Consider the following 14293-nt stretch of genomic DNA (forward strand, 5'->3'; position numbering starts at 1 on the left):
TAATTATAGCAATGGTTCAAGTTTCCTGACTTGGACCCTCCAAACAAAACACCTCTGGTTCAAGTCTCCTGACTTGGACCACGTATTTTATGAATCAATTAAAATCACATCAATAAGTCTGTCAGGATGTCCTGCATAATTTTTGGCGCTGCTATATAAATATTCCTCAGGACTAAGTACCAACCCAGCAACGACCGGATTTTGATGGATGTAATTTAAGCACCTTCTTATTCTATCCTGAGTATTTAGCTCGATCGGATGATTATGCTGTTGCCAAATTTGGTAGTTTAAATTATTTGGATTGGTTTTTCCGGCCATTCGAAAATGATATAAAAGCCAATTTTTTCGGCTTTCTTCAGCAAGTGTTTCAATTGCTTTTAAAAATTTAATAGAAGTAAACTTTTTCAAATCTCGAATTATTTCTTCCAATTTCTGATCTCTATTTCTGCCTAAAATCAAATGAATATGGCTTGACATAATACAAAAAGCAGCTATGTCCAACCCCTTATTTTCTTGGCAATATTTGAGCGAATCAATAAATATATCTCTGTATTCTTGCCTGGTAAATAGGTCTATCCATTCAACAATGGTGAAGGTGACAAAGTAAAACTTATCCTGATCCCTGATTTTATATTTTCTACTCATGATAAAAAAGATTTAAAAAGTAGATTTAAGATAGTGCTTTTGAAGAAATAATAATCATTAAATGCAGTCTTCAGACTGCCAGAAGATAAAGTCCAAGCCTGCCTTTGTCCTCAGACAGGTCTGAAGACTTGAACTATTCGCGGTATTTGGTTCAAGTCTACTGACTGGTTCAAGTCTCCCGACTTGGACCTAGTAGTTTATCTTTACAAAACTGTAAAAAGCAGTCTGAAGACTGCAAGAAAAAAAGTCCAAGTCTGAAGACTTGAACTATCCGCGGGCCTGTCTGGACCTTACTGGTTCAAGTCTCCTGACTTGGACCAAAGAAGCCTCTAAATTGACTAGCTCTCAACTTTTGCCAAAGAAGAATTTCAGAGAGCGTAGAATGATTTCTTAATTCTCTAGAAAATTCTTTTAAGTTTCTGTTATAAGGTAAAAAGTACATAGAACTAAAATAATTCTTTTTTAATCCCCCCTGCCCCCTTTTCAAGGGGGAGTCACCCTGTTTTGAACTCCAACCATTTATCTCTTTTTTCCATCCGGTATTCTATTTCAGGAGATTAGAATTACCTGATTTCGTCAAATTAAAAAAACGAAAAATCAGCCTTTTCACGAAGCCAACTCCCCCTTTCTTAAAGGGGGTTAGGGGGATTTTTACCAATTTCAAATCCCCCCAGCCCCCTTTTCAAGGGGGAGTAACCCTGCTTTGAACTCCAACCCTATATTCCTTGAAACAACCCCAAACTCTATACTATCCAATTGTAATTCCTAATCAATAGATTTTCAGACTTTCACCCTTATTTTTACCCCATGACCCAATTTATTCAGAATCATCCCAAGCGTTCAGCATTTCTTTCTGGGTCAGTTTTTCTGTTTTTGTATTGGTTACTTGGCTTTGATGGGATCACCTTCTCCGATGATGTCTACTACCTCCTTGCCGGAAAAAGCTTCTGGGAAGGAACTATGCAGGTCAATGCCTACCACTTTTCCAGCCGCTGGGGTGCTTATGTGCCTTCAGGATTGATTGGATCGCTGTTGGGATTTGAACCACATCGGATTTCCCTGATTTCACTTTTTAGCTATGTGGGAAGCCTTTACCTTTTGATGAAAATCCTCCCAAAAGGCATCAATCCCTGGATTCTGGTCTTTTGGGCAAGCACTCAGGTCTATTTGCTCCACTTTTTGACCAAGGTTTACCCTGATTCACTATTGGTTTTCTGGACTTGTTTAGTTCCTTTTTCTGCCTCCTTCAGAAAAGAAAAACCTTTTGCAGCCTCCTTGGGATTGGTTTTTGGCTTACTTATGGGATTTATCACCAAGGAAACCATCGTTTTTCTAGCCCCGTTTCCCATCCTCCTTTTTCTATGGGACAGAAAAAACCAAAAGATCAATTCCTCTTTTTACCTCGGTGTGCTGGTTTGGGGACTTTTCTTTGGTCTGACCTATTTGGCCTACTTCTGGATCAAATTCGGCGATCCCTTTTTCCGGGTTAGCTCGATCAACGCAGGCCACTACATCTCCGAATTCACCTATGCGGACAAAGGGACTTGGGCCATGATTAGGCGATTGACCTACTTGCCTATCCTCACTTGGGTAGAACGCTCCTATTGGCTTTGGATCGTATTGGCCCTGCCGGGAATCTGGAAAGCTTGGAAGGCGAAACATAGTCCGGGAATTGAGTTTGCCTTTACCGCTTTTTGCCTTATTCTGGGGTTTTGGTTCATGTCTTCTACCTTGGAGATTTACAACCCCATTTACCTCAATCCCCGGCATTTAATCATCCTCGTCCCCATACTTGCTTTTCTGATTGCTTTGGGATGGGGCAGTTGGGAAAAAAGCCCAAAAATTAAACTGACTTTAGCGTCCCTTATTGCACTTGGAGTCTGCATCAGCTTTGCCCAGCAAGACCTAAAAATGGTTCTATTTCAGACCGCTTTTCTGGGGATTTTTTTGATCAAAAAGCAAAAGATCCAAACCATCTTTCTTGGCGCTCTTCTGATTGTTCCTGCTTTAGCTTCCATTCATTACCAAGAAAGAACCAAAGGCTATTCTGATTTTATCGAAGCTTTATCCAATGAGTTAAATATACCTGATAATCAATCGATTATTGTAGTAAATAATTTTGTCAAATTCAGCGAGGAAGTTCTTTTTCCGAAGGAGGCAAATACAAAAAACCAGCTCTTCCCATTGGAAAAGCTGGACTCATTGCAGGCAATTGAACCTAAAGAAATTCGGGTTTTTATTTACGAATACTTCCATCACGCCTATCCCAAAGAACAGGAAGATGTGGAGCTGCTGGAAACTTGGTTGCAACAAAATTTTTCACTGGAAGAAGAGATAAAAAACGGTAAAGTTTGGATTCGGACATTTAAGTCGCCCTCCCATTGATTACCTTCTTTTCTTTTGACCCAAGGCAAAGATTCGGTTGACATTGAATCCCAAACGGAACTCTTCACCGGGTACCCCATTTCCTCCAGCCAAAAGGTAAGGCTCGGTGAGGGCTTGTGAGGTGACAAAATACATCTGAAACACGTGACCTCCGGCTTCCACATCCCATCCGATCCCGAAATTGCTCCGTAAGTCCGAATTTAGATTTGGGATATATTGCAAGGTAAGGGAAGATCTTTCAGTCACCTTCCATTTGCCGCTCATCCCCAAAGCAAAGTAGAAGTTTTGGTCTCCTTCGATCTGATAAATCGGAAGTGGATTGGTGAAGTAGGAAAACATGGGACTCAACTGAAAACTGATTTTCCCAGAAAATTTTCTTGCCAGCATCACTTGCCCAAAGTAATTCATCCTATCTCCAAAGCTAGGTTGCTCGGGTTCCGGAAGAAAATTGTAAGTATTGGTGATCACACCTGCCCCACCAGCCAAACTCAAAGAAAACGGCTTTTTCCCATTTTGGGTCTGTTCGAAAATGTGATATCGCCCAAATGCCTGATATACTTTATCCCTGCTGGCTCTCAAAATACCCAAGGACAGCTTTTCGCTTAGCCCAAATTCAAAGCTGAACTGAATATTGGCTCCATTGTCCAGACCGAAGAGGTTTTCCACACCTCCATCCAGGGTGCCAAAGGTGTGCATGATGGCAAAGTGCATGGATTTCTTTTCTAGAGGCTCTACTGTAAGCAGATTGATATGTCTGGGTGCATGGAAAACCAGATCCACCGGCTGATTTTCGTTGGCAAGCTGCCTTTCCAGTTGGGAAAAGACTGGGGAGACGGTACCGAAAAGGAAAACAAATACTATTGCTAATTTTTTCATTTTTTAGGACTTAAGGTGGCATTGATCGTCAATTTCTGTTCTGCAGCCAGCTCATAAAAAACCAGTTTGGGAATTTCAATCTGGTAATCATTTAAGGAGATCACAAACTCTGCTTTGAGGTCTATTTTCCCATCATCTCTCAGAGTCAGCGTACCGGGAACGAGTAGATCGCGTTCTACACCGTGGATTTTAAACTTTCCTTTGGCTCTCACTGGGTAGGATTTGCCCGGTTCCATAGCAGGTACAGGCTCCATTTTTCCGGTAAATTCTGCAAATGGATATTTATCAGTTTCGAGATAGTTTTCTCTCATGTGTTTATCTCTGAGACCAATACCGGTTTCCAACGTATTCAGATCCAGATAAAAATCAAGTAGATTTTTTTCCAGATCCACCAATCCATTAAGCACTTTTGATTTCCCTTCAAATTCATTTAAAGGAGCTGTGCTTAAAAACACTACCGAGCCGGTTTTGGTCAAGTATTCTTGAGAAAATCCAAAAAGAGGCAAAAAGAACAGGACAAGAAAGCCTAAACTTCTCATCGGGTGATGATTAAACTGGTGCCGGACACCTGGGTAGTAAACTGCTGCAAGGGTGCGTTGGCTGGACCCTGAAGTACCTGACCCGAAGGATCAAAAACGGATCCATGACAGCGGCAGGTGAAGCGATTGTTTCCGAATGTCCAGCTGTCAAAACATCCTGAGTGGGTACAAACAGACGTCAGCGCCACAAATGAGCCATTGACATTGGCTACGAGGGTTCGGGTATTGGTGATCAACAGCCAATTTCCTGCTGTCTGCAATCCCTGTTGGATATTGAGGTCAATCGTTGTCGTATTTCCAGAGACTGAGATGCCATTTCCTCCTCCACCACCTACCGGAGGAGTGGTGGGGTCTGCGTCATCCGTAGAGGAACAGGCAGTGAAAAAGGACATTCCAAAGAGGGATAAAGTCATGCTCAACCCTGTCTTTTCGAGGAATTTTCTTCGGGAGTCTGTCAGACTTCCAGCTACTTGTGGTGCTAATTCTGGTTTCATGGGTAAATGATTTTGTTGCTTCGTGATGTACGAAATAACAATTGAAACCAGATTGAATTGTTTGGAAAAAAAGCCTAAAAGTGCTTTCTATTTAAGATTTCGCACAAAATTACCGCGTCACGGACACTTTGGGGATTCCTTAGCTTTTCTGCGTAGGGGTTGATTCTTTTTTTGTTTTGTGCTTTCAGTCGGATATCTCTTGCCATTTCCTCGATAGAAAGGACTTTGGGTGCTGCTTTGGTTTCTACACCTTGGTACTTGTTTCTATAAGCTCCTTCGTAGTATCTCGCTTCGTCGTCGACTTCTTCTACCACTTCAGGTTTGTAGGATTTTCTTTCAGGAAAAAAACTTGGTTTGCTGGGCTGCTCACGGGGAGTTTCAAAGGATGGAGTAGGGATAGGTCGGGGCTTGGGTGGCTCCTGCTGCTTAGGCTGGGGATTTTGGGCTTCACGGATTTCACGGAGCAGATCCTCGAAAGTCACCCCTTTCTGAGGCTTTTCAGGCTGATTATCACCGGAATCTACAGGATCCTGAGACTTCTTTTTTCGGGAAGCTTGGTAGATGAAGTAGGCAATGACAGCGACGATGTAGATAATTTGTCCGAAATCCATGAGGACAATTTAATCGAAAATTGGATTAATAATGAAATTCAGTTGAAATAAGAAACTAAGTACGATTTACGAATTACGATTTACGACCCTGAATTGAACTTCAATCTCTCTATTTATACCAACCCCTATCTTACCGACCGCAGGGAGGTGTATCTCGCGAAGCATATTTCTAGAATTAAGATTTACGAATTACGATACTTCGACAAGCTCAGTACAGGTTTACGACCTTAAATTGAACTCCAAACCTTACTCCTAAACTCAAACCTTATCTCACCGACCGCAGGGAGGTATATTTCACGTAGCGCAGCGGAGTATATCTCGCAAAGCCTATCTCACCGACCTCAGGGAGGTGTATCTCACGAAGCCTATCTCACCGACCTCAGGGAGGTTTATTTCACGAAGCGCAGCGTAGTATATCTCGCAAAGCCTACCTCACCGACCGCAGGGAGGTGTATCTCACGCAGCGAAGCGGAGTATATCTCACGAAGCCTATCTCACCGACCTCAGGGAGGTTTATTTCACGAAGCGCAGCGTAGTATATCTCGCGAAGCTTATCTCACCGACCGCAGGGAGGTGTATCTCGCAAAGCCTATCTCACCGACCGCAGGGAGGTGTATCTCACGCAGCGAAGCGGAGTATATCTCGCGAAGCCTATTTCACCGACCGCAGGGAGGTGTATCTCACGCAGCACAGCGGAGTATATCTCGCGAAGCCTATTTCACCGACCGCAGGGAGGTGTATCTCACGCAGCACAGCGGAGTATATCTCGCGAAGCCTATCTCACCGACCGCAGGGAGGTGTATCTCACGAAGCCTATCTCACCGACCGCAGGGAGGTGTATCTCACAAATCGAAGCGTAGTATATTTCCCTTCTCTTCCTTTTAAATATTAAATTTTGTTATGAAATCTATTTTTTATCTATCTATTCCTATATTATCTTAAATTCATTCCATAAAAGGTTTAATTGTTTCAATAAAAGAGAAATTCTATGCAAAAAAACCCTTCTAAATTCCTGATTATTTGCTTTTTGCTCCTGAGCGCAGCACTCAGGCTTGAAGCCCAAGAGAAGATTCCCGACCCTGTCAAAGTGACCACAGTGGAGGGAATCACCGAATATCAGCTGGCCAATGGCCTTCGTGTTCTCCTTTTTCCTGACCAAACTAAGGAGACCATCACGGTCAACATTACCTATCTCGTAGGTTCCAAGCACGAGAATTATGGGGAAACAGGGATGGCGCACCTTTTGGAGCACTTGGTTTTCAAAGGGACTCCAAGACACCCAAATATTCCTCAGGAACTGACCGAGCGTGGGGCAAGACCAAACGGGACTACTTGGACAGACCGAACCAACTATTTCGAGACCTTCAAAGCCACGGATGACAATCTTCGCTGGGCTTTGGATTTGGAGGCAGACCGGATGGTCAATTCCTTCATTTCAGCAAAGGATTTGGAAAGCGAAATGACCGTGGTGAGAAACGAGTTTGAATCCGGAGAAAACTCCCCTTACAGTATGGTCATTCAGCGTACGCTTTCCGCAGCTTACCTTTGGCACAACTACGGCAAGTCTACCATCGGTGCGAAATCAGACTTGGAAAATGTTCCGATCGAGCGCCTGCAGAACTTTTACCGGACCTATTACCAGCCGGACAATGCGGTCTTGGTGGTGGCAGGAAAAATTGATGAAGAAAAGACCATTCAACTGGTCAATGAATTTATTGGACCTATCCCAAAGCCTGAGCGTGTTTTACCCCAATTTTATACCCGTGACCCGGATCAGGACGGGGAAAGAAGAATCACAATCCGAAGAGTCGGAGACACGCAATTGGTGGGCTTAGCTCACAAAATCTCTTCGGTATCCCATCCGGATGCAGCGCCCTTGGTCTTGCTTTCCACCATCATGAACGACAACCCCTCAGGCAGGATATACAAATCCCTCGTGGACACACAGCTAGCCAGTTTTATTTTTGGGCAGACTTTTCTGTGGAAAGAACCGGGTATCATGATGACCTTCGCGGAAGTCCCTAAGGAAAAATCCATGGACGAGGCTTTGAATGCCATGATTCAAACCGTGGAAACCATCAAGACTACTCCCATTACCAGCGATGAAGTAGAACGGGCCAGAAACCGATGGATAAAACAATTTGATTTGGGATTTAACTCTTCCGAGCAAATCGGTCTTCAACTCAGTGAATACATCGGTGCAGGCGATTGGAGATTGATGTTTATCCAGAGAGACCGAATAAAAGAGGCAACCTTGGAGGACGTGCAGCGCGTAGCCAGCAACTACCTCAAGCAGGACAACCGTACCATTGGACTTTTTGTCCCTACCGAAAACCCTGATCGAACTTCCATCCCAGAGGATGTGGATGTAATGGCACTGGTCAAGGATTACAAGGGAGGAGAAGGATTGGCCATGGGAGAAGCTTTTGACCCCAGTCCAGCCAATATTGATAGCCGCACCACCTCCATAGAACTGGAAAACGGAATGAAACTGGCCTTTCTACCTAAGGAAACCCGAGGCAGCTCCGTCAACTTTAATTTCACACTCCGTTTTGGAAGTGAGGAAAACCTGAAAAACAAAGGAGAAATCGGCGCTTTCACAGCCCAAATGCTGGATAAAGGCACAGCGACCAAATCCAGAGAACAAATCAAGGATGAGTTTGACCGCCTCAAAGCCCAAGTGAATATCTTTGGAAGCGCGAGTACCCTATCCATCTTTGGCCAGACAACCAAAGAAAACCTACCCGGGGTAATGAAATTGCTCAAGGAAATCCTTCTTTCACCTGCATTCCCTAAGGAAGAATTGGACAAAATGATTCTGGAAAGTGTGACGGATATCGAGTCCAGCATGAGTGATCCTACATCCAGAGCTTTCAATCGGCTTACCCGGCATATGAATCCTTACGAAAAGGAAGATCCTCGATATGCAAAAACCTTTGAGGAAGACATCGCTGCAAAAAAAGCAGTGACCATCGATCAGGTCAAAGACTTCTATGCCAACTACTTGGGCGCTAATCATGGTACGGGCGCCATTGTGGGAGATGTAGAAGTAGAGACTATACTTCCCTTGCTTGAGGACATCTTTGAGGGCTGGAATAGCAAAGTAGATTACGCACGTCTTCAGGGACGAATCGCTAACCGACCTGCCATCAATGAAGCCATAGAAACGCCCGACAAGCCCAATGCTTTCTTTGTAGCTATGCAGCAGTTTGAAATGAATGACCAGCATCCCGATCATCCGGCATTGGTCTTGGGCAATTTTATGCTTGGAGGAGGTTTTCTCAATTCCCGATTGGCTACCCGAATCCGTCAAAAAGACGGATTAAGCTATGGAGTGGGTTCGGGATACAGTGCAGGAAGCATTGATCCGATTGGTACTTTCCAGGGCTACGCAATCTATGCTCCTGAGAACCTGGAAAAATTGGAAATTGCTTTCAAGGAGGAAATCCAAAAAGTCCTGGATGAAGGCTTTACCGAGGAAGAAGTCGAAGCAGCCAAAACAGGGTGGTTGCAAAGCCGTACGGTAAACAGGGCCTCAGACAATTACCTTTCCAGTGTTCTGAATGGCAATCTATTCCTGAACAGAACGATGGAGCGAGAACAGCTACTGGAAGACCAGGTCAATGCCCTGACTCCTCAGCAAATTCAGGAAGCAATGAAAAGGCATCTGGATTTGAATAAAATGTCCATTGTGAAAGCTGGGGAATTCACCAAGGAGTAATTGCCCCCCTTATCCTATCCGAAGCCTTCCGGATCAGTCCGGGAGGCTTTTTTATGCAGTATATCTCGCGAAGCATATTTCAATATTTACGATTTACGAATTACGATTTACGACCTTAAATTGAACTCCAAACCTTGAATTCAACAAATTACAATCTGACACGAAATCCCTTCATTTCAACGTACCCAAACTCCCCCTTTCTTAAAGGGGGTAAGGGGGATTCATTTCCATTTTCCATCTTATTCCAATCCCCCTAGCCCCCTTGCCAAGGGGGGAATTGCCTTTAACCGAACTCCAAACCTTACCGATAAACTCAACCCCTATCTCACGTAGCGCAGCGGAGTGTATCTCACGAAGTGTATCTCGCGAAGCATATTTCAATATTTACGATTTACGAATTACGATACTTCGAAAAGCTCAGTACAGGTTTACGACCTTAAATTGAACTCCAAACCTTGCTCCTAAACTCACACCTTATCTCACCGACCGCAGGGAGGTATATCTCGCGAAGCGAAGCGTAGTATATCTCGCAAAGCCTATCTCACCGACCACAGGGAGGTGTATCTCACGTAGCGCAGCGGAGTGTATCTCACGCAGCGAAGCGTAGTATATTTCGAGAAACCTATCTCACCGACCGTAGGGAGGTATATCTCTCGAAGCCTATCTCACCGACCTCAGGGAGGTGTATTTCGCGCAGCGTATCTCAATAAATTATTGCCAATTCCATCCTTTCGCCCTATTTTGAAAGCTTATTCGTAAGGAGATTTTTCGATGCTGCTTAGTAAACTGGAAATCAAAGGCTTTAAGAGTTTTGGGGACAAAATGGTCATCCATTTCGACAAGGGAATCACCGGTGTGGTGGGTCCCAATGGCTGCGGCAAGTCCAATGTAGTCGATGCCATCCGTTGGGTGCTGGGAGAACAAAAATCCCGCATGCTCCGATCGGACAAGATGGAAAACGTCATCTTCAACGGCACCAAAAACCGCAAACCCACAAACATGGCCGAGGTGTCCCTGACTTTTGAAAACACCAAAAACCTCCTCCCTACCGAATACACGCACGTCACCATCACCCGTCGCTACTACCGCACGGGGGAAAGCGAATATCAGATCAACGGAGTCACCTGCCGCCTGAAGGACATCACCAACCTCTTCATGGACACGGGGATCAACTCCAACTCCTATGCAATCATCGAATTGAAGATGATTGACGAGTTGCTCAATGACAAAAACAACTCGCGTAGGGAGCTTTTTGAGGAAGCAGCTGGGATCCATAAGTTTAAAACCCGAAAGAAGGAAACCCTGCGCAAACTTGAAGATACCGACGCTGACTTGGCCCGGGTGGAAGACCTGCTCTTTGAGATTGACAAAAACCTGAAGTCACTGGAAAAGCAGGCCAAGCAGGCTGCCAAATACTTCGAAATCAAGGAAGACTACCGCAAAGCCAGCATCAATCTGGCTAAAAAGTCCATCGAAAAACAGACCCAAAGTCTGCTAGATGCCAATACCAAAATCCAGAATGAATCCGACCGGAAACTCCAGGTTCAAGCTCAAATTGCCGATCAGGAATCCCTTTTATCCCAATTGAAGGCGGACTTGATCCACAAGGAAAAGCTCCTTTCCTCCCGGCAAAAAGCATTGAATGAGCATGTGAATAAAATCCGGGCTTTTGAGTCGGAGAAAAAAATCAAAAACGAGCGCCTCCGCTTTCTGGAAGACCGCTCCCAGACTTTGCGTGAGCAAATCGACGCTGACCGCAAGTCAAACGACCGCGCGGGTTTCTCCATCCGCTCCCTGCAAATGGAAAGAGAGGCGGCAGAGAAGATCCTAAATGAAAAAGAAGGCGTCGTCTCCCAGCTACGGGAAGAGTACGATGCCCAAAAACTCGTCACTTCCGAAAAGCAACAAGCCCAAAAAGAAATATCCCTTCGCTACGAAAGCCTAAAGGAAAAAGTCTACCAGCTGAGCAAAGAGGTCGAAATCAAGCAAATCCAGCTCAGCACACTCAAGCAGGAACTGGAGCGCACTTCCTCAGACGATTCCTCGCAGGAAGCCAATTTGGCGGAGTTTGAGGATAAACTGATCGGGCTGAAAGAAGAGCTGGACCAGGCCCAAAGCGAGTACAGCTCCATCAAAAACAAGCAGGAAGACCAGGATCAGAAGATCGAGGAGACCAACCGGGTGATAGAATTGATCAGGGAGGAGTTGACCACCAATTCCAGAAAGTTGGACTCCAAGACCAACGAATACAACCTGACCAAGTCCCTCGTCGAGAATCTGGAAGGCTTCCCCGAGGCGATTAAGTTTCTAAAGAAGAATTCCACCTGGGGAAAGGACATCCCTCTCCTATCCGACCTTCTTACCACCGACGAGAAGTACCGGGTGACCATCGAAAACTACCTCGAGTCCTACATGAACTACTACGTGGTGGACACCGAGGCGCAGGCAATTGCTGCCATTCAACTTTTGAGTGATGCGGCAAGAGGAAAGGCCAATTTCTTTGTTTTGGAGCATTTTGAGCGGTTCAAAGCGAGCCAAACCAAGCTTTTCTCAAATGCCATCCCGGCTACCGAAATCATCGAATACGATGTAAAGTACAGCCGCTTGATGAGTTTTATTCTGGATAATGTTTACCTCGTGCAGGGGGATTACAAGGACTTCCCTACCGATCCGGATTGCATTTTCCTCTCCGAATCGGGAAAATACACCAAGCGAAAATTCTCCCTTTCCGGAGGCTCGGTGGGCCTTTTCGAAGGAAAACGAATAGGCCGGGCCAAAAACCTGGAGAAGCTGGACAAGGAAATCAAGGATCTGGGCAAAAAGGTATCCACCACCCGGGCCAATCTGGATCAAAAGCTCAGCGATCTCCTCAAACTCAAGGAAGTCAGCTACAAAAAGACCCTAGAAGAAAGTCAGGCCCGGATCAGCGAACTCAATTCCGCCTATGTCTCCATCCGCACCAAAAAGGAGCAATTGGCAGAATTGCTGAGCTCCAATGCCAACAAGCGGGAGGATATTTTGGAGCGGATTGCCAATCTGGAAGAAAGCCTGACCGACATTCAACCCCAATTAGCGGAAGAAAAAGAAGAGTTTGACGGATTGGGAGAGCAAGTGGCCCAGCTGACTGAAGAAGTGGAAGGGGAAAACAAACGCTTGGCCGAAAAGTCCCAAACCTTCAATCAGGAAAACATCACCTACATCCAGCAGGTCAATCGGGTCAATAGTCTGGAGCAAGAGATTGAGTTCAAGCAAAATGCCTTCGAAAGCTCCAAAGAACGCATCGAAAAGTCTCAGGCCGAACTATCCCAACTGGATGCCGAGATCAAAACCCTGCTGGAAAACAACGAGATCAAAGACGACGAACTGATCGAACTTTACTCCGAAAAAGAAGGCATCGAACTCGGAGTCAATGAGGCCGAAAAGGACTACTACGGTGCCCGTGGCCTGATCGACGAGACGGATACCCGCATCCGCAGCCTGCAAAAGGCCAAGGAAGGTTTCGACACCCTGCTTCAGGAACTCCAAAATGCGATCAACGAGATCAAGCTGAAGATGAGCGGGATGAAGGAGCGACTCAGTGTGGAGTTTGATTTGGATTTGGATGAGCTGATGGAGGAAAATCCGGCCATAGACCCTGAATTTGCCGACTTTGCCGAGGAGGAACTGAGAGACTTGGTGCGAAAGCAAAAAGAAAGACTGGAAAAGATCGGTCCGATCAACCCAATGGCTATGGAGGCCTATGATGAGATCAAAGTCCGATTTGACTTTATCACCACCCAGAAAAACGATCTGATTCAGGCTAAGGAAGGCTTGCTGAGTACCATCTCCGAGATCGATCAGGTGGCTAAGGAGACCTTCCTGACGGCCTTTGCTCAGATCAAGGAAAACTTCGTTAAAGTCTTCCGTTCCCTCTTTACCGAGCAGGACGACTGCGACCTGACCCTAGTCGATCCGGATAATCCTTTGGAATCTCCGATCGAGATTATGGCCAAGCCCAAGGGCAAGCGTCCCCTGACCATTAATCAGCTGAGTGGTGGGGAAAAAACCCTGACGGCTACTTCCCTACTCTTCTCCATCTACCTGCTGAAGCCTGCCCCCTTCTGTATCTTCGACGAGGTGGACGCCCCACTGGACGATGCCAACATCGACAAGTTCAATCAGATTATCCAGAAGTTCAGCACCGATAGCCAGTTTATTATCGTCACGCACAACAAGCGCACCATGGCCAGCACGGATATAATCTATGGGATTACGATGATCGAGGCGGGTGTGTCGAGGGTGGTACCGGTGGATTTGAGGGAGTTGGCTTGATTTAAGGAAATTGGGCTAAAGCCCATGGATCTTATTTGCATCAAATTGCCTCCAGCTAAAGCAGGAGGCAATTCAAAAAGCCATCCAATAGATAGGAAGATGGCTTTGGCCAATTTCTTTGTAATTCAAGAAATTTTGAATAGGAATGCGGCTTTAGCCCATTCAAAAAATAAGGAAGCGATAGATTCCCGGGCTTTAGCCCAAATCATTTCAGCTGAAGCAGGAAGCATTTCAAAAAGCCATCCATTGAATAGGAAGATGGCTTTCGCCTATTTCTTTGTAATTCAAGAAATTTTGAATAGGAATGCGGCTTTAGCCCATTCAAAAAATAAGGAAGCGATAGATTCCCGGGCTTTAGCCCAAATCATTTCAGCTGAAGCAGGAAGCATTTCAAAAAGCCATCCATTGAATAGGAAGATGGCTTTGGCCAATTTCTTTGTAATTCAAGAAATTTTGAATAGGAATGCGGCTTTAGCCCATTCAAAAAAATAAGGAAGCAATAGATTCCCGGGCTTTAGCCCAAATCATTTCAGCTGAAGCAGGAAGCATTTCAAAAAGCCATCCATTGAATAGGAAGATGGCTTTGGCCAATTTCTTTGTAATTCAAGAAATTTTGAATAGGAATGCGGCTTTAGCCCATTCAAAAAATAAGGGCGCGATAGATTACCTGGCTTTAGCCCAAATTATTTCAGCTGAAGCAGGAAGCATTTC

8 protein-coding genes are annotated in these 14293 nt (G+C 45.1%); 3 read left to right on the plus strand and 5 right to left on the minus strand.

Going from position 1 to position 14293, the window contains the following annotated elements:
• Positions 1 to 87: 87 nt before the first annotated feature.
• Positions 88 to 645: an REP-associated tyrosine transposase gene (locus AAA943_RS00460; RefSeq protein ID WP_338222271.1), complete on the minus strand. Its 558-nt coding sequence runs from the start codon at positions 643 to 645 to the stop codon at positions 88 to 90.
• Positions 646 to 1452: 807 nt separating this feature from the next.
• Between AAA943_RS00460 and AAA943_RS00465 the strand changes: the two genes are divergently transcribed.
• Entirely contained in the window at positions 1453 to 3030 is a 1578-nt protein-coding gene (locus tag AAA943_RS00465; protein WP_338222272.1) for an ArnT family glycosyltransferase, read from the plus strand.
• On the opposite strand, the gene AAA943_RS00470 is transcribed toward AAA943_RS00465, so the two are convergent.
• The 4 genes from AAA943_RS00470 to AAA943_RS00485 form a co-directional block, all read right to left on the minus strand.
• Positions 3031 to 3906, minus strand: coding sequence for a DUF5777 family beta-barrel protein (locus AAA943_RS00470; protein WP_338222273.1), 876 nt, complete (start codon positions 3904 to 3906; stop codon positions 3031 to 3033).
• Entirely contained in the window at positions 3903 to 4445 is a 543-nt protein-coding gene (locus AAA943_RS00475) for a YceI family protein (protein ID WP_338222274.1), read from the minus strand. The genes AAA943_RS00470 and AAA943_RS00475 overlap by 4 nt, the downstream gene beginning before the upstream one ends.
• On the minus strand, positions 4442 to 4939 hold the full coding sequence (locus AAA943_RS00480) for a QcrA and Rieske domain-containing protein (RefSeq protein WP_338222275.1): 498 nt from the start codon (positions 4937 to 4939) through the stop codon (positions 4442 to 4444). The genes AAA943_RS00475 and AAA943_RS00480 overlap by 4 nt, the downstream gene beginning before the upstream one ends.
• A 74-nt stretch (positions 4940 to 5013) precedes the next feature.
• Positions 5014 to 5550, minus strand: coding sequence for a hypothetical protein (locus AAA943_RS00485; RefSeq protein WP_338222276.1), 537 nt, complete (start codon positions 5548 to 5550; stop codon positions 5014 to 5016).
• A 988-nt stretch (positions 5551 to 6538) separates the two neighbouring features.
• On the opposite strand from AAA943_RS00485, the gene AAA943_RS00490 reads away from it, so the two are divergent.
• Together AAA943_RS00490 and smc are read left to right on the plus strand one after the other, a co-directional pair.
• Positions 6539 to 9271, plus strand: coding sequence for a M16 family metallopeptidase (locus AAA943_RS00490; protein ID WP_338222277.1), 2733 nt, complete (start codon positions 6539 to 6541; stop codon positions 9269 to 9271).
• Positions 9272 to 10042: 771 nt separating this feature from the next.
• Positions 10043 to 13582: a chromosome segregation protein SMC gene (gene smc / locus AAA943_RS00495; protein WP_338222278.1), complete on the plus strand. Its 3540-nt coding sequence runs from the start codon at positions 10043 to 10045 to the stop codon at positions 13580 to 13582.
• Positions 13583 to 14293 lie beyond the last annotated feature (711 nt).

The organism is Algoriphagus confluentis (genome assembly GCF_036245625.1).
Lineage (GTDB): Bacteria > Bacteroidota > Bacteroidia > Cytophagales > Cyclobacteriaceae > Algoriphagus > Algoriphagus confluentis.